The sequence below is a fragment of the Synechococcus sp. UW69 genome, from assembly GCF_900474185.1.
Taxonomy (GTDB): Bacteria; Cyanobacteriota; Cyanobacteriia; order PCC-6307; family Cyanobiaceae; genus Parasynechococcus.
On record NZ_UCNW01000008.1, the window covers coordinates 352,738 to 374,779 of the forward strand.

Here is a 22,042-nt window from a genome sequence, read left to right on the forward strand (position 1 = left end):
GGGATGAGGCCCGCTGCCGTCAAGCGGTCACGCCTGAAGGCAGCACACTCGCCTCGAGCATGTTCTTGAGGTCATCCCCCTCAATGACCTCTTTTTCAAGGATCTTCTGAGCGATCGTTTCCAGCAACGCCATGTTCTCCCGCAGGATCGCCAGGGCATCGTCATGGGCCTGGTCCACGAGCCCGCGAACCTCCTTATCGATGGCCTGAGCAGTGGCGTCGCTCACGGAACGCCTCGGGTTGTTGCCACCCCCCAGGAAACGACCACCGCCCTGCTTGTCGTAGGCAAGCGGCCCAAGGGTGTCGCTCATGCCGTAGGTGCCCACCATCTGCTCAGCCAGATCAGTGGCTCGCTGCAGGTCATTGGCAGCACCTGTGGTGATCTTGCCGAACACAATCTCCTCGGCGGAACGACCTCCCAGCAGGGTGGCAATCTGACCCTGAAGTTCCTCCTTGGAATTGAGGAAGCGTTCCTCCGTCGGCAACTGCAAGGTGTAACCGAGAGCGCTCATGCCGCGGGGCACGATCGAGATCTTGGCCACTTTGCTGCCACCTGGCATGAGATGACCCACGATCGCGTGGCCCACTTCGTGATACGCGACCACCTTCTTTTCGTCGTCTTGAAGAACGCGGCTCTTCTTCTCAAGGCCTGCAACGACACGCTCAATCGCCTCACCCAGGTCTTGCTGCTCGACGCTGGTGCGCTGTGCCCGAGCTGCTAACAAGGCGGCTTCGTTGACCAGGTTGGCAAGGTCAGCACCTGCAAAACCGCTGGTGGCTTGGGCCACGCTGTCGAGGTCAACGCCGGAGGCGAGCTTCACCTTCTTGGCATAGATCTCGAGGATGGTTTTCCGTCCAGACAGATCCGGACGATCCACCAGAACCTGACGGTCGAAACGACCCGGACGCAGCAAGGCTGCATCGAGCACCTCTGGCTGGTTGGTGGCAGCCAGCACGATCACCGGTTTGTCCTGAGCGGCGAAACCATCCATCTCCGTGAGCAGCTGGTTGAGGGTCTGCTCCCGCTCGTCATTGCCTCCCACGACACCCATGGAGCCCGAGCGGCTCTTGCCGATGGCATCGAGTTCGTCAATAAAAATGATGCAGGGCGCCTTCTTCTTGGCTTCTTCAAACAGGTCGCGCACCCGGGCTGCACCGGCACCAACGAAGAGCTCAACGAACTCCGAACCAGAAATAATGAAGAACGGCACCTCCGCTTCACCGGCGACGGCCTTTGACAGCAGGGTCTTGCCGGTGCCAGGGGGGCCGACGAGCAGCACGCCCTTCGGGATCCGGGCACCGATCTCGGCGTAGCGCTCAGGCCTCTTGAGGAAATCAACGATCTCCGTAAGTTCCTGCTTCGCCTCATCAACGCCTGCAACGTCAGCGAAGGTGATTCGCGACTCTTCATCGGGCACATAAACCTTGGCTTTGCTCTTGGTAAAGCTCAAAGCGCCCTGCGCACCACCCCCCATCGAGCGACGGGCGAAGAACTGGAGCACCAGGATGAAGATCAGTGGAGGCACCACCCAGCTCAAAATGGTGGTGAAAATGTTGGGCTTCTTCGGGGGTGCTGCAGCGAATTCAACGCCTTTGGTTTCCAGGCGCTGCGGCAAATCCATATCGAAGATCGGCGTCGTGGCCAAGACCGGAGGCGTGCCCTCCTCGGGATCACTCAGCTCGTAGCGAATCTGGTCCTGAGTGATGAACGCCCGCTTCACCGCGCCGTCATTGACCTGGTCAATAAACAGGGAGTAGGGCACCCGGGGCACCTGCTGCATGCCGTTGCTGGGAATGAAGCTGCTGAGCAGCAACAACACTCCGAAACCAATCAGCACCAGGTTGATGATTCCGAAGCGACGGTTCGGCTGGTTGTCGTCCTGGCGGATCGGCATGGATGGCCTGAAATTCCCGACACGCTACGAGGGATCTCTTGCAATCAATGGGTGTGAGAACCGAACGGCACCTAGGTTCTGGCCATGTGCGGTCGCTATTGCCTCGAAACGCCTCGCGCTGAACTGCAGCGGGTGCTGAACAGCTGGCTTCGGCCGGACGACAGCGCATGGCTGGCCCACTACGCCCCCCGCGACTTGATCCGGCCCCAGGAGCCGGTGCTTGCCGTGCGGCGTGAGCATGGCGAAGATCACCTCTCCCACATGCTTTGGGGTCTGCTTCCGGGCTGGGTCAAGGACCCGCTTCAGGCTCCACGACCGATCAATGCCCGCGCAGAAACCATTGCGGAAAAAGCCTCCTTCCGCGGTCCATGGCGTCATCACCGCTGCCTTCTTCCCAGCACGGGTTTTTTTGAGAAGGGACATCTGATCCGTCGCAAAGACCGGCAACTGTTCTGGCTGGCCGGCGTCTGGGACAGATGGATTGGGCCCGATGGCAGTGAAGTGGAGACCTGCTGCGTGATCACGACACGACCGAACAGCATGGTGAAGCCGTTGCACGATCGAATGCCGGTGATCATTCCCGACGGCTTGGAAAGCATCTGGCTCGAACCTGGAGATGGGGCCCACCGTCGCGCCCTCGAGCCGATGCTCACGCCATCGCCACCCGACCCATGGGAATGCCGAACGCTGAAGCCAGCATCCAGCAAGAACAACCACCAGCAACTGTCCCTCCTGGACTGAACAGCGCTTGACAGCCGTCGCTTGTTGCCGACCCTGGGGGCAGCCGCAGTTGCCAACGTGCTGGTGGGACTGGTTCAGCGAATCCTGCTGCGCGATGGCACACAGCTGAAACTGCTGCTGCTCTGCACCCTGATCGCCACCGTTGGCTTCGCCTTTCCTCGCTTGGACTGGGCGACATACATCGGCTACACCCTGATTGCCTTACTGCTTACGCAGGTCATGGTGGGGAGCAGCAACGCTCCGGATTGGAGTGATGCTCTGTATCGCGGTCTGGGACTGTTCGCAGTTGCCACGATGTGGCTCTGGCTTCTCACACCCCTGGAGCTGATCTACAGCGGCATGCCGCTGGCCCTGAGCTGGAGCGTGCTGGTGGGCTGGAGCGTGATCCGCCTGGTAACACGCCTCGCCAGCACAAAACGCGTTACCGAAGCGCTGCTTATGGGCGCCACCGCGGGGTATCTGCACATCGGCCTCACCGCAGGGCTTGTGATGAGTGCCCTGGAGACCATCCAGCCCGGCAGCTTCGAACCCCTGAACCTGACCAATTTCAGCGATACCAGCGTTCTGGCCAGCGCCCGCATCTTTTCAGCGATCAACTACTTCGCCTTCGTTTGCCTCACCACCGTCGGTTTCGGAGACATCAGTCCGGTGCTGCCCCTCGCTCGAATGGTGAGTGTGGCCACGAGCGTCGCCGGACCGCTCTACCTCGCTGCCGTGATGGGCGTGCTGATCGGCCGCTATGCCAGCAGCCTTGAGCGACAATCCAAAGACCAGTGAGCACCAGCAAAAATGCAGCCACAGCAGTAGTTCTCAAGAATTGAGCGCAACGCCTGAATCGACTTGAAGCATCAAAAAGGTTGCTCTGTGCGCACGCCTATGCGCACAATGGCGTCAGATCTGAAGCGGCCGATCATGCCCACCAAGACCCCCACATGGGTCACCGCGATGCGCCAAGGACTGAAGGGCCAGAACGGCGAGGGGTGGATGGTGCGCGACATCCGGGGGCGCATCCAGCTGACCTGCCGATTCGACGACGGGCAGCGAAGCAGCGCGGTGACGGAGCTGGCCTGGGCCGGCGCGAGCCAGGCCGACCTTCTGGCTCTGGCGGCACGGATCAAGCCGATGGTGGCCGCCGGCAAGACGGTGAAGGAATCAGTCGCTCTCCTCTCCAGCACCCCCACCGGTGCCGATGGCGCCACCGATTGGCCCGCGGTGGCCGAGGCATTCCGGAAACACAAGCTGAACTCCGGGCAGGTCTCCGAGCGGACCTGGCGGCGGAATTACAGCCGGCACGTCAACCGCGCCGTGGCGTTGCTCACCACCAAGCCGAAGCCCACCAGCGGGCCCGGCCTGCTGAAGGCCATGGTCGAGACCCACTTCCCTGATGGGAAGGGTTCAGGCCTGACCGATCGCCGGACCTGCATCCAGTACCTGGCGCAGATGCTGCGCTTCGCCGTGGAGGACTGCGGCGCTGACCTGCGGTGGCTGCCGCCGGCGGAGCTGAAGCTGCTGATCGGCATGAGGGCGAAGAAGAAGGCGCTGACAACCCCGATCAAGGACGACCAGATCGCTCGCCTGCTCGAGGGCACCACCGACCCGCGCTGGCGGACGGCCATCGGCCTGGTGGCCTGCTTCGGGCTGCGCCCCGTTGAGCTCCACCTACTCAGCGTCACTGGGCAGCTGCTGCACTGCGACTACCGGAAGCGGACGGGCCAATGCCCCGAGGGCACCCCACCGCGGGACATCGTGGGGTTGGATCCCATCGGCCAGGAGGGACTGTCAGCCAACCTGCTGGCGGTGCTGGCCGAGCAGGGGGATGAGGCGCTGCCCACCGGCTGCCGCGGCCCCCGAGCCGGCGATGCGTTCTATCTCCACTGCAACCGCAGCGAGGTGTTCGCGCAGCTGAAGGAGGAGACAGCCTCCACACCGCGAACCGACGGCAGCGGGGACAAGCTGGTGCCGTACAGCCTCCGACACGGCTACGCCCTGCGGGCCCATGAGGTCTACGGAATCACCCCGCGCCGAGCCGCTGCGCTGATGGGCCACAGCCTCGAGACGCACAGCTCTACTTATGGCGCCTGGACCGATCGGGAGATGGTGGAAAGCACCCTGGCCGATGTTCAGGCCCAGGTAGAACGTCGGCGACTGGAGGCGCTGGTGCGATGACTGAACAGAAGAAGCCCAGGGCCCTCACTTACACCGAGATGATGAACGGCGGCCGTCAGCAGATGGATGCGGCTGAACACAACCGCGAAATGGATCTGCAGCGGCGGACAGAAGAACTCGAAGCGAAGGTGGAGCACCTAAAGAAATCACTCGAGGAATGCCATCAGCCGGCAAACAGGAACGAGGTTTTTTGAGGAGTTATTAATCAGGGCCTGGATCTTTCCGAGCTCGTGAACACTGCTGATAGCGGCTTGACGCCACTTGTTGCACCATTCGTAGCGTTTGTGGTTAACATGAACCTGTCAACGAATGATGGCTCCGGCCAGATTTCACCTCAAGTACTTCTGTCACTTGCAGGTTCGTACTGAGTCAACTTCCTTCGGCCTTCAGTAAAGGTGTCCCCTGCGGGTTCGGAAAGCGACTTCACTCTTTCTTGAAAAGGGTGCCATCCAGCGGATGGTCAGGCTGATGAGAAGACGATCTCAGTTCACCGTCTTGGCGACGCTATGAAACGAGACCGTTTTGCTCAGAAAAAGACACGGACACGCCGCATCGACGGTGTGGATGTTCATGCTGCCAAAGGTCAACCGCTGGAGTTCGATCTCGAGGTCATCGAGAGTGCGCGAAAGCAGTTTCCGGATTGGGATGGCGCACGCCTGAAGAGTTTCTTCAACGGAATCGGAGGGCGCCATCAGCAAATAGCCAAGTTTGTGCGGACCAAGGCGAATCAATAACCCTTAACAATGCCAATCACAGACGGGGTTCTAAGAACTCCCGATGCGGTGCAGGCACTCGGCAGATCGAAGTCGCAGTTGTTGCGATTGATCGATGCCGGCGTCCTGACGCCAGGGGTCCATTTTTTTCGGGGACCCTTCAGAAACAGCCCGATCACATGGGACATCAGTGCATGCCAGCAGCGTTTCGCTGACCTGGCACGAATGCCCGTTCCATCGCAATCCGGAGAGCCAGCGGAACTGGATTCCCTGCTCGAGGAAATCAAAAATGAGACCCCCAATTAGCCATGACAACCGCACAAAAGATCGCCATGGCCGATCGACTCCGCTCTGCGGTGATCGAGGCCATGGATGAAGTCCTCAATCTCGAGGAACTGTCCACATTCATGAGGCTCGGCCAACTAATGAATCAGGGCGCCCATGCCGACGATTGCATCGAATGGAGCACCGACGGCACCTCCGGCTCGGCCATGGCCCAGCTCGAGGTTCAACTCCGCAACCACAACGGCATGGACGCGACCTGTGATCAGCGGGCCCGCGAGCTGCTGGCCCTGATCCGGCTGGGCCAGACCACCCTCCGCGTCATCTCCGACGGAGAAGACGAATGGGGCGGCGCCATCGCAACCGCACAGCAGTGGGGGAGGTCATGACCCACTACGAACCCGGCGATCAGGTCGAGGTGAACATCATTCCCACCTGCTTCGAAAACACTCCACCGATCTGGGTCCCTGCTGTGGTGACCAGCCCAACCCATGAGGAATACGGCTGGACGGGTGCGCGGACTCTCAGCAACAGCCAACACCCCGGCATCAGTCGCGGCCCCGGTTGGAACCAAGACGAGATCCGCCGGAGGGAGTCATGAACGTCGCCGACGTAATCACAAAGGACATGTCCGTTGTGGACGGCTGCCGTGCCGCGGCCGTGATGGTGGCGGACCAACGGCTGACATCCGCCATCCCCGACATCGGAGGGGATTGTGAGCCAAGCCGTCAGTGGGGCGATCCTGATTTCACCCTCGAGGACGCTGCCATCGCTGCATTCCTTGGCTCAGGTTGTGAGCAGTTCAGCCGGCATCAACAACTGCTCGGTACTGAGTGGAACGACGACCACCTGGGGGCCTTCACCCATGGGTTCATTACCGTGGCCCGCGCATGCCTCTGGCCGGGAGGGATCCAGTGACGAATCCGCCGAAGCCTGCCGGTGCGGAGCAGGCAGCAGGGGGCAGTGAACTCACTGATGACGAGGTCAAGGCGCTAAAGAAGAAGCGGGCCCTGGACGACAAGCGCCTGGCCGGCATCACCATCGTGCGCACCGCCGAAGAACTGCCGGAGGGGTTTCAGCACTGGGGTGGCTACGCCGAGAAGTTGGTCCCCAGTTATCTGATCCCCTGGACCTGCGCAAGCGGCCGCACGGTGATCCAGCTGCAGCCAGAAACGCCCCCAATCAACAAGGAGGGGCGGCCCATGAAATACCTGTTTCCCAAGGGCTGCGGCGGCGTGGTCGGCATTGTCGCCGGCAGCGAGAAGACCGTGCTGGATCCATCAGTGCCATTGCTGGTGGTGGAGGGCACCTTCCAGGGCAGAGCTGTGGCAACGGCGCTCGAGGGCAGCGAGAGCAGCTTCGCCGTTGTGCAGATCAGTGGCTGCAATGGCTGGATGACCGGGGGCGAGCCCTCACCAGAATTTGGCCAGATCCCGATGCGCGGTCGGGAGGTGTTCTTCTTCCCAGATGCAGACGTGAGCACCAATCGCGACGTTTACGACGCCGCCAAGTACCTGCGGGAAAATCTGCTGGGTGAATTCCTCGCGAGGGATGTTCGGATCATCCATCTCCCTGGCCGCGGCAACGACGGAGCCGACGATCTACTGAGTCGCCATGACGCCGGCCACAACCTGGAGATGGTCCTGCAATGGATCGAGCTGGCGCGCGGTCTTGAGGGAAAGCTGGGCCCGGCACCACGAAAGCGCCGGCGTAACTCAGGCTTCTTCAACGCTGAGGGCAACTTCCAGCCGGCCACGTTCTGGGAGCACCTGCAGAGCCACCACCGTCTAGCTCTCAACGGCGACAAGTCGATCGCCGTCTACGAGGGTGGCGTCTACCTGAACAGTGACTCTCGCCGCTGGAACAACGCGGTGGAGCAGGCCCTGGGCAACAACTATGTGCCGCAGTACCTGAACACCGTCACCGACCTGGCGCTCACCAGCCTGAAGACCAGCGGCCGCGAAGTGCCGCAGTTTCTCAGCGAGCCCCTGCTCAACGTGAAGAACGGACTGGTGGACCTCCGCACCGGTGAGCTGCGTGACCACACCCATGAAGTGGTGACGTTGCAGCAGCTGCCAGTTGATTGGGACCCGAAGGCCTCCTGCCCCACCTGGGAGTGGCTCATCAACAGCGCGCTGCCGGGTCAGATCGAGCGGCTGGAGGACGTGATCTCCCAGTGCATCGACTGGAGCCAAGCACCGGTGAAAATCCTGATCCTCTACGGCGAGGCCAGGGCCGGCAAAGGTCTGATCCTCCGAGTGATCTTGTGGCTGCTGGGCAGCAACAGCTGCAGCGCCGTCACCCTCCACCAGCTGGCGGAAAACCGCTTCATGGCGGCGGAGCTGTTTGGCAAGCGAGCCAATGTCGCCGGCGAGCTGAAGCCAGAGGAGGTGAAGGACATCTCCCTGGTGAAGATGCTCACCGGTGAGGATCCGGTCCAGGGAGACAAGAAATACGGCCAGACCTTCAGTTTTTTCAATTACGCGTTTCTGGCCTTCAGCTGCAACAAGCTGCCGCCAATCAACGAGACCACCAAGGCATTCAGCTCACGGGTCTCACCTTTCCGCTTCACCGTCGGCCATAACGGCAAAGAGGATCGATCTCTGGGGGACAAGCTCAAAGCGGAGCTGCCCGGGATCTTGGTCCGCCTGGTTACGGCCTGGCAGCGCCGGCAGGCGCGGGGCAACTTCATGCCCACCGACAAATCCACTGCCGACCACTTCAACGAAAACATCGACCATGTGGCTCGTTTCATCCGCGAGCGCACCGTGCCGGTGGATCAGCTGCGAGATGGAATCAAGCGCGCCGAACTGTTCCTCGAGTTTCAGCGGTGGTGTGAGGAGGAGAACCTCACGATGGTGGCCCGCGGCAGCCGAAACACCTTTTTCGAGAAGGTGCGGAACAACGGCGGCATCGAGGGCAAAGACGCGAAAGGTATTAACCGTTGGCGTTATCGGTTAAGGCGGCCGGAAGATAAGGATCCGAGCGAAACGTCAACTCCTGAAGGACCGAACGGCAGTTCTGTGGCCGAGAACGGCAGTTCAGTTTCAGAAACTGCCGTTGCCAAACCCGCCACTGCAACAAGCGAAGTGAGGGGAAAACGGCAACAACGGCAAAAGCCAGTAAAAAAGTCAGAGATCGATTCCGGCGCCTTAAACAACCAACCCTCTTCAGAAAACCGCTATAGCCAGGGTTGTCCAGAACTGCCGTTAGTGCCGTTCCTTTCGGAGATCACTCCGGCGAGCCCCGAGCCATACAAAGGCGAACCGCCCACCGGCATTAACTACGTCTGCCGAGCCTCCGATCTGCCTGATCCCGATGGGATGGCCCTATCGCTCGGGTTCGATCTGGAGACCTTCAACCGCCGCACTGACCTCTGGCGGCACAAGGCCAGCCTCAGCCCATCACTGGGCGGTGAAATCCGCCTGGCTCAGCTGACCGGTGCTGACAGCAAAACCACGCTGGTCATCGATGTGGCCGTCATCGGCCAGCCGGCCATTGATTGGCTTCGCACGTTGGTTCGTAATCCCAACCGAACCCTGGTGGGCCACAACCTGCTGTTTGAAGCCACCTTCCTGATTGCTGCCGGCATCCGGCCGCTCTGCAAGTGGTGGGACACGATGCTGGCCTGCCAGATCATTGGTGACCTGCCCAGCAACAGCCTTGCCGCGGCCTCGGCTCACTACCTGAAGCGGGAGCTGGACAAAACCGAACAGACCAGTGATTGGGGCAATGGCCTCACCGCCAGCCAGCTCCGGTATGCCGCTCTCGATGCCGTGGTGGTGCTGCCGCTAGGCCGTGAGCTCCACAAGCAGCTGCATGAAACCCAGCAGGTGGAAGTCCACCGGGTGGATTGCTCAATGATCAGCGCGTGCGCCGACGGGCAGGTCAGAGGCCTTGCCGTAGACATTCCCGCTGCCATTGCCTCCCAGAAGCGAGCCACCGCTGAACGCAAAGCATTGGCTGCTGAGCTGCACCAGACCCTCAACCTCGAGAACTACCGCAATCCGCTGAAGCTCAAAGAGGCCCTGGCCCAGCACCTTGGAGAGGAGATCGAAGACACCAAAGACCGGACGCTGAAGAAGTTCAGGCCTGATCCAGTCATCGAGCAGCTGCTCCAGCTGAAGACCCTCGATCAGGAACTCAAAGAGGTGAAATGGCTACTCGAGGAAGCCGATCTCACCGATGGTCGCGTCAGGCCTTGTTACCGGCTCATTGGTGCCAGCACCGGCCGCATGTCCACCAGCGCGCTGATCCGAGATACCAACAGCCACGTTCCCTCTGACACCGAACGGTTCAAGACCGGCAAACGCAAAGGCGAACCCAAGCCCGTGAAGCTCGGCCAGTGCGGTTTCAACTTCCAAGGCATCACCGGTGATCGGAAGTTGGCCCTCGGCACTGGCAACCCCGACACCGTGCTGATGGATCTCGACTGGTCATCGATTGAGATCCGCCTCCAGGCCAGCCCTGAGCTCTACAACGACGAAGGTCAGCGCAGGATCCTGCTCGATGGCATCGACCCACACGCCTACATCGCATCGCAGGCCTGCGGCAGAGAGATCACTAAGGCCGACCCCGAACGCTCCACCATCGGGAAGATGGCCAACTTCTCCCTGGCTTACGGCTGCGGCATAGCCGGCCTTCGCACCCTGCTCTCCCGTGCTCGAGGCACCCGCGTCACCGAAGCCGAAGCACGCAAGGTTTACGAGGCCTGGCATCAGTTCCACCCGCAGATCAGTCGGCAGATGCGGCAGTTCGACAGCGGCACCACCCTCGAGGTGCGCAGCCTGCTCGGCCGGCGCATGACCTACCGCGATCACGTCGCAGGAGCCGATGGCATCCGCCTCATGAGGCCTCTGGGTCGCACCAATGGCATCAACTTCCCCATCCAAGGCTCAGGCCGTGACCTGCTCGCTGCTGCTCTAGGTGACCTCTGGCCCGCGTTAGATCCGTTCCCCGGTGTTCATATCGTCGGCCTGATCCATGACGAGATCCTCCTCGAGGTTCCCAGGGATTTAGTGGATCAAGTCAGAGAGATCGCATTGGCCTCTATGACCTCTCAGAGGCTGCAAAAGCAATATCTGGGGGACATTCCCCTCGAAGCTGATTGCAACGTCGCTGAGACCTGGGGAGAGGCTCATTGACGGGGTCTCACTTGGCCCATGATTTTGCTGAGCAAGGACCACCCGTAAAGCGCCCCCCACAGATGTCGAATTTGTAGGGCGACCCATCTGGATCACCTTGGTACAGAACTTTGTCATGAGGAGTGAACCTCACGACCATCTGGGTCGCATATCCACCGATGTATTCGGAGTAACCGTATTGCCAACCACGCTCAGATTCAAAGTGGTTGCCTGCAACTGCGCTTGAGCATTGCCTGGCAAGCTTTTGAACTTCACATTTGCCCTTGTAGCAAATTTGCATGAGCCCCACTGCAGGACCACAACCTGCTTGAGCTGGAGGCAAAAGACAAATGACAAGCCCAGCCAAAACAGGGCCAGGAAGAAGCCATTGAAGCGACTTCATAAGGCAAAAAACTGCACTACAAATCGACTATCGAGCGCTACGAGAGAACTGTCATCCCCCAAAAGAGGGAGAGCCATAATGGAGCTATGGGAAAGAAGAGCGACAAAGCAGAAATTGATCGGCGGATTCACACTGTCGTCAAACTTCTGTCGTCGGCAAAAACAAACAGCTACATCCTGCAATTCTGCACGGAGGAATGGGGGGTACAGAAACGACAAGCCGAGACCTATGTGCAACGCGCAAGAGAGATCATCAGGGAGGATTACTCAGTAGAACGCTCTGACTTCCTTGGTACGCGACTAGCCCTGCTCGATGAAATCATCGAAGCCAGCATCCGCTGCAAGCAACACAGCAATGCCGTTGGTGCCTTGAAGCTTCAGGCGCAGCTGACCCGGCTGCTGGAAGGCAGCTGAAGACTCAATGGGTTTCATAAACAAGAGCAAGGTTCAGACAACCTCATTAGACGAAACTGGTCATTAAGTTACTTCCATTCGAGTGCTGCTGGGTTGTTGACGAAGTCCCCAGTGGGATGGATACGCGTAGCTAATTCAAGAGTGGAGACATCAACGCAAGGCATTTCAGTAACCATGGAGTTCTTGTGGCTACCTCCACTGTTCTTCTTCTGACTGAAAACGACCTCCCCTTTCAAGGGATCGCCCGGGCCCTTAACAGTGATGTCTATCTACCACATGTAATTCCAACTCTTGATGCCGCATTTTTCTTAAAAGATTGAACCTGGCTTTCCAGAAACTTCGATCCGCAATATTGCATGCCTGTACTTATGCAGCAATGATTTTTTCGATCATAGGTCTTGCAGTTGTATTCGCAGAAATCTATGTAATCGGATGTCGTGAGCTTAGTTGAATCGTTGTGATTTGAATTGATTAAGCCACCGCTACCACCAAGCAACCTAAGCGTCTCCAGCGCTTCAGCAGTAGTCATATCTTGGTTGTTATTTGCAGCATATTGAGGCAGAAAAGGTGGTAGTGTTTTCTGCTTTGGATTTCTCGCGGCCTCCCTGTGTGATGGGTAGGTCAGCTTGTAATTGTAACCCCACTTTTTGCATCCATCATGACGCCATGAATAATAATTATATTTATCTAGATAAAGACCGCCGTTTTGCTTCGAGCCAATGAGAATTAAGTCGTATGCTTTGGCAACATGCTTACAAATTAAATCCCGATCCCAGTTCTCTTTTGACTTTTTAAGCTCAGAATTCATTAAATCCCGATGACGTGCAAATTCTGGATACCAGGGCTGTTGATTCAGTGGTCCGCCTGTTCCGGGTTTCCTGTCAGCGAGAGCAGAGGGATAAGAAAAGCAGGCAAGAATGCCAACAAACAAGGAAAATAATTTCCATTTCGAGAAGCGTGGATTGATGAATCTAGTTTGATTCATGTGACGGTGGGAGACCCCAACAATGTGGCTAGATTAGCGTCATTCTTGCTGCTGTACTCCTTACCCAGAGGTGAAATCTTACAATCATCATTTTATCTCAACAAGATTTCTGATCCTACCCCCGAGCCAAAATACTCCACCATTGCTCCAGGAGCTGCGTGTGTGAGTTTTTGTCGGGAGATGCATAGCGACAATCACAACGCCCCCTGCTTTTCCCCGATGGGTTTTGTATGGCTTTCAGTCTTTGAGAGGGGACATCAGGCTTCCCGGCTCAGTAGTCAGCACTCGGACTCGACGCCAAGCTCACAAAGTTGTCGTGAAATTTGTTTTTGCTCTGCCTGTGCTCCAGCAAACTCTTCTTGCATTTCTTGTTACCACTCATTTATTTCTTGGACTGCTTGCTTCTGTGTTGAATTAAGAAGTGGTGCCGTTACCACATAGTATTGATTGCCGTCAAGCTCCACATTCCATTCGACGGGGTACAGGCCTCCAAAACTTGCGTATATATCTGTTGTACAACTCGCTACAACTTTGCCCCCCATGGTCTGTGTATACGGATTAGGTGATGCAGGCTTTGTTTCACCAATCTTTAGGATCTTGTTTCCGGATAACTGGCTTTTCAGGGCGTCTTTGACTACCTCAAGTAAGTACCGTTGATTATCCTTGCAGTGATGACTTTCATTTTTGATAGTGGCAACATATTTGCTTCTGTTGGAAGGCGATGAAGCTTCTGACTGACTTGCCTGAAATGTTGAGTTTGTTTTGCTTACAGCAGCCGTTTGTGGGTATTTTGAACCAATGTATCCGCCTATCGCAAGGAATGCTGCCAATCCGGCTGCACTAATAAGTGCTTTATTTAATGTTTTCTGGCTCAAGGGTTTCATTTGATTCCTGTGTGTTGTGAGGCTCTCGCCCCGTAAACACACCATCTCCGTTCCAGCTGGGAATCACCTCCCCCAGAAGAACCATCTTTTTAAACCCCGCTCCCCCCAAAGAGGTGAGATACAGACGTACTACTAAGGCTGTTAGCCCTTGTCTTTCTTCAGCTTCTCGAAAGCAGCTATCACGTTCGCAGTAGCGACCGCTTGAGGCTCCCCAGTGTCCTGCATCCGCTTCTCCACCAGTTTCTCTATGAGCTTTTGAGTGGAGTCTATTGAGAGTGTCAGAGGTGGGGGTCCACTTATAAGCGCAGGTCCAGTCTTTGCAGCTTCTGAGTGGGTGGGAGCCAGGTGTCAGGAGAACCTGCCGTAGTTGGCATGAGCCAAGAAGCTGGCATTGCCCCAGCTAACAGACGCAGCAAATCGGCTTAGATACTTAACTGCATCTATGACTATCTCGAAACCCAGGGGGATGATGAAGGAAAGAAGACTCTCGCTTTTATCGAGAAGCGCCTCAAAGGGAATCTTGAATTGCTTGGGGATTTCAAGGATTCGGAGATCCTCGACGTGATGAGGTCTAATTAAGTAGTTTGAAGACACTTATTAACGAACACATGTTGATTAATTTCTAACCAAGAGAGAGCACGAGAGAAGATTTTTTCAATGAAGTACTGGGATATGATCTGCAAAATCACTCTATCCATCGACATCTTGAGGTTTTGTAGTTAAACCTGTTGCTTTTATAAATATGCTGAAGGAATATTAAATCACAAACTTCTACGCCGAGAGTGCTTCTGGTCGTCACGTATCCTTCGTAACATGCATAAGAGGCCACGTGGTGTTTATTCTCAAGCAACTGCTCATGAACGGATGCGGATGGTCCGGTACTTAATTTTTCACTTTTTTCTTCAATTCTATCGATCTCATCCAGCAATTCTTCGCGCCTTTTTATGGGGTTGAAGCCCTCTGATAGATCAGGGTGATCGGGGCTCAAGATAAATACAACACCGCCTTCGCCAAACCCAAGATAGTTATTAACATCGCGCAATTCTTCATACAAAGATTGCTTCTGGTCGTCCAGAGATCTGTATGATTCTTGTATAGAAGTTAATTCTTCTTGAAGCCGTTGTTCTAAAACAGGATCAGCAGGCTGATTAGGCCTGTAGACTCTTTCTATTTGGCACCTCATTAACTGTTCAAAAGTACGTTCATTACCATCATCCCAATTTACTTTATTGGCAGCATCTTGAAGTTCCGTTGGCGTGTCAATCTTGCCCCTTACTGGTTTTAAAACAGGATCGCTTGACTCCTTGTTAATTGAATAATTTTTATCGCCTGAGATTCTCTCTCTTTCTATGCGCTCTTCTGTATGAATAGATGCCCAAAAAATTGCAACGCTCGTAAAGCCTATTGTGACTGCTGACAATATCTGCGCCTTGGTAGGTTTAAACATCAGCCTCACTTGGTACTAGAAAAGTGGAATAATTAATTAGCATAAACAAAGCAGCCCACGTACAGAGATTCTGGCATGAATTCTTAGGAAATCGAACTGGAGGAGTGTGATGTGAACATTGTCCATCAAAATCATTCTCGCAGCGGATCAAGAAATCTCATCGCAGCCCCCACTACTCAAACATATTTAGACAATTCACTATACTTAAATTTAGGCTTATAATTCTTTTTATAATGAGTTTTTAGTGCCTCCCTCACCTCAGTGTACCTGCTGAGAGCCCGCTTTCGATTTTGAAGCAGTGAAAGCGAACTGGTGCCATCATGCCTTCGTTGAGTTTCGCTTTAATGTCCATGCCGCGTTTCAGGCATTCTGCTTCGCTTTCGAAATGATGTTCAACGAGTTTTGTCATGCCCAGCTCCCATGATCCTTTCCAATTAACTGCATCTGGTGGAGCAGCATAGAGAGCAACGATTAGAAGCCACATAATCTTCAGTTCAAGGCTACGGGCAGTGAGCTGTCAATAGATTACTTGGAATTAGTATTGTATCAAAAATTGCGTGGACAATGGGGTTTTTATATGTAGTTTCGCCAAAAGCTGTATCAACAGAAGATGCCAAAAGTTGACGAAGAATCTCTGGTTGAGAGTTTTCTGGAACTGATGCAACGACCCTTCTCCCACTAGTCAGCATTCCATGTACCATTCCCTGTTCCTGTTTAATCAATGCTCTCTCTAGTTCACCTTTATTCGCTTTTTCAAGCAGCTGTCCAATACTTAGTTGCTCAATTGATTTTAATTTGTTGCATTCCGTGCTTGCTGTAATTGCATTGTAAATATTGAGCGCGGAGCAAAATACAACTATCACGAATAGCCCTGCCTGAAGTTTTTTCGGTCTAAGAGCTTCAATCATTTGCTTAGCAAGTTGTGCCATAAATGATTTGTATTATTTCTATGTGTACAGCATGGCAAGAGAACCCTTTTACGGCATCAACCTTTGAATAATTTTTATGCCGGTCACAGGTGGCATGTCCACTTGATTGGGGATGCAGTGCTGTCGCATAAGCTCAGTTCTAACAGGTGCTTTTGTCATTGCGGAGATTTAAAGAGTCGATGATTTAATGAAGGTGGCCTTCTGAGGATTCTTCTTGCGCCAGGCTTTAACGCGTGCCCGCTCGCACTCGCGGCAGTTGGACTTGAAGTTGCCGTTGCGTGCGTAATGCCCGAAGAATTCACGGGTTGCGGGGAAGGTCTTTGCACAGAGGGTGCAGCGCTTCTGAGTGATGCTCTCCATCAGGCATCAGCGATCAACTTGCAGGCGGCAACGCTGACCGGAATCCAGACGACGACGAATAGGGCAAGGACAGGCATTGGTCTTCATCTATCTGCATTCACGGTCGCTGGGGAGGCACCCTTTTCGCCTCCCCCATCCGAGTGATTTTTTGCTCAGCCCTCCTCCCCCGGGTTCAGGTATTTGGTGGAGTGCGGCAATGCCTCTTGATCACTGGCCATTTCGGCTATTTGGCTGAGCCCGGGCATGTTGAACTTTCCGCCCTTTGCCCACTCGGCATAGAGAGCGGCACCCATCGTGACTTCAGCCGTGAAGCGAATGAGCGTGACGTTGTTATGGCCCGTGCTGGTGCTGCTCTCAATGCGGGTATTGATGTGCTGGCTGCCATTCACAAGGTCTTCCTTACGGGGCTTCAGCGAAAGCCCCCAGTCCTTGGTATTGAGCTGATCTGACGGTTTCGGCACGGATGTGATGCAACTGAAAGCACCATCTCCGTCTTGGCTGAAAAACACCTCCCCCAGGCGAGGGATGAGGAAAACCGGCCATCAGCGGAGGGATGGGTATTGCTGCCCTCTTGCGCGGGAAACGTCAGCCGATAGACAGGTTCATCTGCGCATGGGCCGGGTGTGATGACCCGGCTTTTTTGTGTCTATCGAACGGGCGGCCTGCACCGCCGCCAGCCTGTTCTGAGCATCTTGTCCCACGCCTCAACGGCGTTGTGCCGAAGCATTCGCCTGCGGGTCTGCGGCACGGGCGGACGAGGCGGAACCCAGCGGTAAGTGCGCACCGCAACCCACTGCGCATGGACCGTGGCTGAGTCAGGTTTGAACTGACAAAGCAGTTGCTGCTCAGGACTCACCAGCCAACCCTCACCGCCCGGTTTCTCCGGCGGGGGATTGGTAGCGCGGTCCTTGTTCGCCATGGGGTGGAGTCTGGCCAGCTCCGTCGCCAAACTGAAGCGTTGCCAACAAACGCCCATGTCGATCCCCTGGGGTGATCACCTCGACCTGGCCCGATGTGTGTCCCTGATCGGGGAGAACGACCTGGGGGAAGCCACCACCGCCATGGGCCGATGCTTATTCCACCTGCAGCGGGATCTGCTGCTGGAGACCTGGAGCGTGCGCACAGAAGAACCGCCGATGGCCCTCCCTTGCGCACAGATCTGCGCAAAGCTACCGGCAGATCACTTGCAATAACTAGAAAAAGAGGCCGCTATGCCAGCAGCCTCGACCGGCAATCCAGAGACCAGTAAGCACCAGTCAAAATTAGAGATGAATGGGGGTGAGCCAGGCACCAGCCAAGCGAGACGGTCAAGGTCTGGTGACCACCACGGCCCGTCGGCAGAAGAAACCGGCCCGGAGCGATGTTGAGGGGATCCTCGGGCAGGGCGAACCGTCCAAGTTGACTAGCCGTAGGGTCCAAAGCGCGTCGCACAGGCGGCACCACACTGCGCACCCAAAGCGATGGCCTTCGCCAAGGACCATCGCGCGGCAAGGCCGGTGACCACCCCCGCCGCAAAGCTGTCTCCGCAGCCATAGCTCTCCACCACTGGCCCTGGGAGTGGCGCTGGGTCATAGCGCCCGCCAGGAAGACTGAGGCCCCCTGCGGCACCCTCCGTGCGAATCAACGTGTGGGGAGCTGGGTTCAACTGCTCCGGCTCCACCCGCTCACCCGGATCAAGCCCACTGCCAATCAGGGCGTCGAGGGACACCTTGGCCTCTTGAAGCACAGGCAAACGAACCCGCGGAGTCGCGGCAAGGACTGCAGCAGAGCGGCAGGCTTTCAACAGAGGGGCGTCAGCTGCCGTGACGAAGAGGCCGTCGCACTCGCCCAGGGTCTCCCAGGGCAGGTCATCGTCGAGCGATGGGGTCAGCCGCTCGCCGATCACGGTGATCGCCCGGTCCCCCTCACCATCGACCAAGCTCAGGCCCCGCCGGGTTGGTGCCTCCCTCCAGGCGACATGCACCTCAAGGCCCAGATGTTCGAGCCGCTTAACGCAGGCTTCGCCGACCGAATCACGGCCTAGGGCCGTAAAGAACTGGACGGGCTGCTGCTGCAACCGTGCCATCTGCACAGCAACGACAGCACCACCGCCGGCGGGTTCCTGCAGGGTCCGCAGGGCGTGACCAATGGCCCCTGGACGGGGCAATTGATCCACCGCCAGAAATTCCACCCACTCGACATGGCCGACGACGGCCAAGCGCAAGGGCGGCAGGGCTGAGGCGGAAGACAAAGGCAGTCCCAGACGGCTGGAGCCTCATCCTCTCTGGTGATTCGGCCCGGATCAGACTGACCGCTGCAGCAGCTCACGCATGCCGATGCCGGGAGTTCCTCGAAGGGAGCTGAGGCTCGATTGATTGGATGGGGTGAGGGATGGGTCGTGCTGCCCTCTTGCGCGTCAGATGTCAGCCAATAGGCAGGTTGATCTGCACATGGGCAGGGTGTGATGAACCGGCTTTTTTGTGCCTATCGAACTTTCTCTTACTGGTGCTTGGATGCTCCGATGGGGCAATGTGACACAGCCATTTGCCGCATGATTGCTGCTATTGCGGTCTGATTGTTGAATGCGCGATAGACAGAGAGCTGTTTGCTCAATTCGTGGCATTCCTTCTGTTGGGAGTCCATGAGTCAACCCTTGGTACAGAAATCATGGCCTCAGTAAGCATGGGGTAAATGTGCCAAGTGCCACAAAATGACATTGACGTGCGTCGAAGGCTTCAGCGACCAGACTAAGCATTAATGCTCCTAAAAGTTTTGTGTGATCAATGATGCAGAACCACCGCAATCAGCCTATTAAGGTTTAGTTGGCAAGCGAGATGGCTATGGGATTTACTATTCCAACGTTCTCAATCGGAGTCGTTTTGTATATTTTCTTTCACTTTTTACTGGGTGGTGTATTCAGCTAGTTCACGCAGCCTGGCTTGATCAATCAGACCTTGACCGCTGCCACGAGGCCCGCCGTCGCGTTGGCTTTGGCAACCGATTGGCATAAAGAAGAGCGACCGCCCAATCAACCCCAGGAGATTGGACGGTTCACCCCCTCTCGTCGGGTGTGGAACAACCCGGCTTTCAGGATTTCGCTTCCTAACGGTTCAATGCTGGTCAAAAAAGAACGCACCTGCGCTCTATATGCGGCATTCGCATGCCAGCATCAGCCTTGGTTCTGAGGGGTGTTCCCGTAGAAGATTCCAGCGACAACCAATATCAAGCCAGCGAGGGGCAAAACGAACGGAACCATTCCCTAGGGATCCACGAAGGATTTAAGAGGAACACGATGTGAGCGGATCGCCTTGGCAAATATCACTTTTGAAAGTGCATGGCGCGGTTTCTCCTGCGGGGGATTGGTGGCGCAATCCTGATTCGGCATGGCGCGGAGTCTGGCTGAATCAGTCAGTCGCTTACTGCAACAGGACGGAACCACATCACCGAGCGATAAGTAATGCGGTTCCGCCACCGGTAGCCCTGCATTCATAACCACCGGCTCTTCGTTCATATCCCTGGCAATTGCCGGAATTACGCATCACTTACTACAGAACGCAATCCTTTAAATAGGCCTTCTCCAAGCCCTAACCAAAAGCAGGGGCATAGAAGTATGGGGTGGAGGATTGACGACCCTGCTAAGAAAGGTCGTCAACGCTGAGTTTCCCCACTCAGGCTCCACCGAGTCAAAGATGGCTCAAAAGAACTGACGAGTCAGTGCTTTGGCTGAAATCTGAGGAGATATGGCTATCGCCGGGACAGATTGTGTTTTTTGGGTGAATGTTTCTAGACAATCCTCATCAGGGTCGAATTCGACAGCAGTTGGGCAGCAGAGATGCAAGCCATGGCCGAGCGCAGCCGTTTGCATTCGGACTGCAGCGACTTTGTACCCACGGGAACGGATCAGCGTCTAGGGCCTTAGGCCGTTGCTTTGACGACGAAAGCCATAACAAGGACTGCAATCGCAACGGTTCCACTGAAGTAAGCAACGTTCGTGTGGAGTCCTTTCATGCAGCCTCTGTGGTTTCAATGAGTCTGCTGTTTTTTCTCTCGCCGGTGGCTAAGGCTTAATGCCTAAATCCTCCTCAAAGAGGAAGACCGCCCTTCCCGATGGAAAGACGGCCTAGCTCGGTCGTTTGTGCATGTTGAACCCGTGAGTTGTTCAGGGGTTGAGAAGCCAGCCCACCTACGACAGGAATGGGGTGACCTCTCCTATTGCTCGCTTCCGACACCCCCGCTTTCCAAAGACAGGGGCCATGCCGCATGCCATTGCTGGCGAGAGGCGAAGTGTCGGGCTCTTCAAGCGTCTGGGGCCAAGGTTCCAGGTGGTGGACTCTCTGACTCTGGTGAGTGCCCCCCGACGAGACGGTGCCGGGATTTAGGGCAAGCCCATGGATGGTGAGAAAGCTTGTGGAGCAGTGGCTTGAAAAGTCAGGCGACTTCTGCGTTTTGCTGTGGTGGAGTGTCGGCCGTCATGGGCTCCTCCTATCTCAATGAACACACTCTCGTCAGCGGTGCAAGGTCTGGCAATCAGCTGTCGTGCTCATTGCCTTCTGAGGCTGATCGACCGATTGTGGGGGTGGCGTGCCAAGCCCAGTTTCCGGTCAACACTGACGAGGCAGATAAGTCGTCAGACTGCACGCCATGCCGCGCATGGACGACGCCACAAATACAAATACCCCGACAGAGAAACCGGTCGCCCAGGGATGCCTGGTGAGCCTTGTAGCCATCGTGTTGTCCCAGAACAATCCTTGAACAAAGACGGGAAGATTTATTGCTCCCAATCATGTGCTGTTGGTCTTGACAGGAATAACAAATTTTGCTTCCTCTATGGCTATAGCCAATTATTCGCAGCAGCCGCCTTGATGCAAGGGGATCACTGTTACGTCGTTGACGACATTTGAATCAATCAGTACCCGTACTTGTACGCCACCATTGGGTTCTTGGCCTAATTCCACAGCTAGGCCAACAAGTTCTTCACCGTCAGGTTGCGTGTAGCTCAACAGCTCAACCCGTGCAGGTTCTTTGGGAATGGACATCAGCATCTCTAAAAGCAGTTCAACGCTGGTCTGACTCCCTGCATCGTCAGAAGGGAGTCAGTGGTGTACCAGCGCCCAATGGCTGTGGATCCATTGGATGGAGGTCTTGGGGACTCCGGAGCCAACATGAATGCTGCCAAGGGGACAGCACCGTGCAAATGAGTCACTGACAGCGATCAAATGAGTCGTAGGAGAGTTGTGGCGCTCTTCACCACCAATCCAGTGACCATTAAAAAACCCCATCTTTCGACGGGGTGAAGCGTGAATGAAAAACGTGCATTCAACCCATTTCTCTTCCCCACAGGAATCAATGGAGCCCAGCCAACTTGCTTACACCAGTCATACTTTCACCTCACGGAAGTTGGTGGAGTAAGGGAAGCGATAGCCAAGCTCCATCTCCTCCAGCTGTTCTTCAGCCAGATAAAGGCTGCGGGTGAAGAAGCACAAATTCTCGCTATTACACACCAAAAATTTACCGTCGTCGATTCTTTGAATGGACGAACCTCGCGGGGTCTGAGCAATCAGATCTTCTGAAGCCATTGAACTTGCCAAGAAAGCCCCTTCGTCATGGCTTTAATCATCAAAGCCATGGCGTTACAACGCTCACAGTTCGAGAATTTTCCAGCCTATGGAGACCAGCCCCATACGTGCGGCGAAGAGAATTCTGCGAACTATTGGTAGCAATAG

23 protein-coding genes are annotated in these 22,042 nt (G+C 56.0%); 10 read left to right on the forward strand and 13 right to left on the reverse strand.

Annotated features, from left to right (window positions below; all coding sequences use genetic code 11):
* Positions 1-19 precede the first annotated feature (19 nt).
* Positions 20-1,894 (reverse strand): ATP-dependent zinc metalloprotease FtsH, encoded by a 1,875-nt coding sequence (gene ftsH / locus DXY29_RS05645; protein WP_115023627.1) that lies wholly within the window; start codon positions 1,892-1,894, stop codon positions 20-22.
* 84 nt (positions 1,895-1,978) lie between these two features.
* On the opposite strand from ftsH, the gene DXY29_RS05650 reads away from it, so the two are divergent.
* The 4 genes from DXY29_RS05650 to DXY29_RS05665 all read left to right on the forward strand — a co-directional run bounded on the left by DXY29_RS05650 (position 1,979) and on the right by DXY29_RS05665 (position 4,995).
* Positions 1,979-2,635 (forward strand): SOS response-associated peptidase, encoded by a 657-nt coding sequence (locus DXY29_RS05650; RefSeq protein ID WP_115023629.1) that lies wholly within the window; start codon positions 1,979-1,981, stop codon positions 2,633-2,635.
* Between the two features lie 81 nt (positions 2,636-2,716).
* On the forward strand, positions 2,717-3,412 hold the full coding sequence (locus DXY29_RS05655) for a potassium channel family protein (protein ID WP_371411072.1): 696 nt from the start codon (positions 2,717-2,719) through the stop codon (positions 3,410-3,412).
* 108 nt (positions 3,413-3,520) lie between these two features.
* A complete protein-coding gene (locus DXY29_RS05660) occupies positions 3,521-4,801 on the forward strand; it encodes a hypothetical protein (RefSeq protein ID WP_170952132.1) in 1,281 nt (426 codons plus the stop codon).
* On the forward strand, positions 4,798-4,995 hold the full coding sequence (locus DXY29_RS05665; RefSeq protein WP_115023633.1) for a hypothetical protein: 198 nt from the start codon (positions 4,798-4,800) through the stop codon (positions 4,993-4,995). The genes DXY29_RS05660 and DXY29_RS05665 overlap by 4 nt, the downstream gene beginning before the upstream one ends.
* A gap of 288 nt (positions 4,996-5,283) precedes the next feature.
* Here DXY29_RS05665 and DXY29_RS13000 read toward each other — a convergent pair whose 3' ends face one another.
* The gene (locus DXY29_RS13000) at positions 5,284-5,493 is read right to left on the reverse strand and encodes a hypothetical protein (RefSeq protein WP_136987728.1); all 210 of its coding nucleotides are present in this window, start codon (positions 5,491-5,493) and stop codon (positions 5,284-5,286) included.
* Between the two features lie 329 nt (positions 5,494-5,822).
* Here DXY29_RS13000 and DXY29_RS05680 point away from each other — a divergent pair, with 329 nt between their 5' ends.
* The 5 genes from DXY29_RS05680 to DXY29_RS05700 all read left to right on the forward strand — a co-directional run bounded on the left by DXY29_RS05680 (position 5,823) and on the right by DXY29_RS05700 (position 11,735).
* Complete coding sequence (locus tag DXY29_RS05680) at positions 5,823-6,185, forward strand: hypothetical protein (RefSeq protein WP_115023638.1); 363 nt, start codon at positions 5,823-5,825, stop codon at positions 6,183-6,185.
* Complete coding sequence (locus DXY29_RS05685; RefSeq protein WP_115023640.1) at positions 6,182-6,397, forward strand: hypothetical protein; 216 nt, start codon at positions 6,182-6,184, stop codon at positions 6,395-6,397. Before DXY29_RS05680 ends, DXY29_RS05685 begins: the two co-directional genes overlap by 4 nt.
* Positions 6,394-6,714: a hypothetical protein gene (locus DXY29_RS05690; RefSeq protein ID WP_115023642.1), complete on the forward strand. Its 321-nt coding sequence runs from the start codon at positions 6,394-6,396 to the stop codon at positions 6,712-6,714. Before DXY29_RS05685 ends, DXY29_RS05690 begins: the two co-directional genes overlap by 4 nt.
* Entirely contained in the window at positions 6,687-10,940 is a 4,254-nt protein-coding gene (locus tag DXY29_RS05695) for a phage/plasmid primase, P4 family (protein WP_115023644.1), read from the forward strand. Before DXY29_RS05690 ends, DXY29_RS05695 begins: the two co-directional genes overlap by 28 nt.
* 468 nt (positions 10,941-11,408) lie before the next feature.
* Positions 11,409-11,735, forward strand: coding sequence for a hypothetical protein (locus DXY29_RS05700; RefSeq protein WP_115023646.1), 327 nt, complete (start codon positions 11,409-11,411; stop codon positions 11,733-11,735).
* Positions 11,736-12,000: 265 nt separating this feature from the next.
* On the opposite strand, the gene DXY29_RS13005 is transcribed toward DXY29_RS05700, so the two are convergent.
* The 8 genes from DXY29_RS13005 to DXY29_RS05725 form a co-directional block, all read right to left on the reverse strand.
* Positions 12,001-12,720 carry a hypothetical protein gene (locus tag DXY29_RS13005; RefSeq protein WP_136987729.1) on the reverse strand — a complete coding sequence of 240 codons (720 nt, stop codon included), beginning with the start codon at positions 12,718-12,720 and terminating at the stop codon, positions 12,001-12,003.
* Between the two features lie 371 nt (positions 12,721-13,091).
* Entirely contained in the window at positions 13,092-13,604 is a 513-nt protein-coding gene (locus DXY29_RS13010) for a hypothetical protein (RefSeq protein WP_136987730.1), read from the reverse strand.
* Positions 13,605-14,289: 685 nt separating this feature from the next.
* Positions 14,290-15,051 (reverse strand): hypothetical protein, encoded by a 762-nt coding sequence (locus DXY29_RS13015; protein WP_136987731.1) that lies wholly within the window; start codon positions 15,049-15,051, stop codon positions 14,290-14,292.
* Between the two features lie 253 nt (positions 15,052-15,304).
* Entirely contained in the window at positions 15,305-15,460 is a 156-nt protein-coding gene (locus DXY29_RS05710) for a hypothetical protein (RefSeq protein ID WP_170952133.1), read from the reverse strand.
* 91 nt (positions 15,461-15,551) lie between these two features.
* Entirely contained in the window at positions 15,552-15,980 is a 429-nt protein-coding gene (locus DXY29_RS13020) for a hypothetical protein (RefSeq protein ID WP_136987732.1), read from the reverse strand.
* A gap of 168 nt (positions 15,981-16,148) precedes the next feature.
* Entirely contained in the window at positions 16,149-16,340 is a 192-nt protein-coding gene (locus DXY29_RS05715; protein ID WP_115023651.1) for a hypothetical protein, read from the reverse strand.
* 152 nt (positions 16,341-16,492) lie between these two features.
* Positions 16,493-16,801, reverse strand: a complete 309-nt coding sequence (locus DXY29_RS05720; RefSeq protein WP_136987733.1) for a hypothetical protein — start codon at positions 16,799-16,801, stop codon at positions 16,493-16,495.
* 185 nt (positions 16,802-16,986) lie between these two features.
* Entirely contained in the window at positions 16,987-17,259 is a 273-nt protein-coding gene (locus DXY29_RS05725) for a DUF1651 domain-containing protein (protein WP_115024286.1), read from the reverse strand.
* A 55-nt stretch (positions 17,260-17,314) separates the two neighbouring features.
* Between DXY29_RS05725 and DXY29_RS05730 the strand changes: the two genes are divergently transcribed.
* Positions 17,315-17,533 (forward strand): hypothetical protein, encoded by a 219-nt coding sequence (locus DXY29_RS05730; RefSeq protein ID WP_115023654.1) that lies wholly within the window; start codon positions 17,315-17,317, stop codon positions 17,531-17,533.
* 209 nt (positions 17,534-17,742) lie between these two features.
* Here DXY29_RS05730 and DXY29_RS05735 read toward each other — a convergent pair whose 3' ends face one another.
* From DXY29_RS05735 to DXY29_RS05745, 3 genes are all read right to left on the reverse strand, one after another.
* Complete coding sequence (locus tag DXY29_RS05735; protein ID WP_115023656.1) at positions 17,743-18,576, reverse strand: PfkB family carbohydrate kinase; 834 nt, start codon at positions 18,574-18,576, stop codon at positions 17,743-17,745.
* Between the two features lie 2,584 nt (positions 18,577-21,160).
* Positions 21,161-21,361 carry a hypothetical protein gene (locus DXY29_RS13445; RefSeq protein WP_166016487.1) on the reverse strand — a complete coding sequence of 67 codons (201 nt, stop codon included), beginning with the start codon at positions 21,359-21,361 and terminating at the stop codon, positions 21,161-21,163.
* Positions 21,362-21,694: 333 nt separating this feature from the next.
* Positions 21,695-21,895 (reverse strand): hypothetical protein, encoded by a 201-nt coding sequence (locus DXY29_RS05745; RefSeq protein ID WP_115023659.1) that lies wholly within the window; start codon positions 21,893-21,895, stop codon positions 21,695-21,697.
* Positions 21,896-22,042 lie beyond the last annotated feature (147 nt).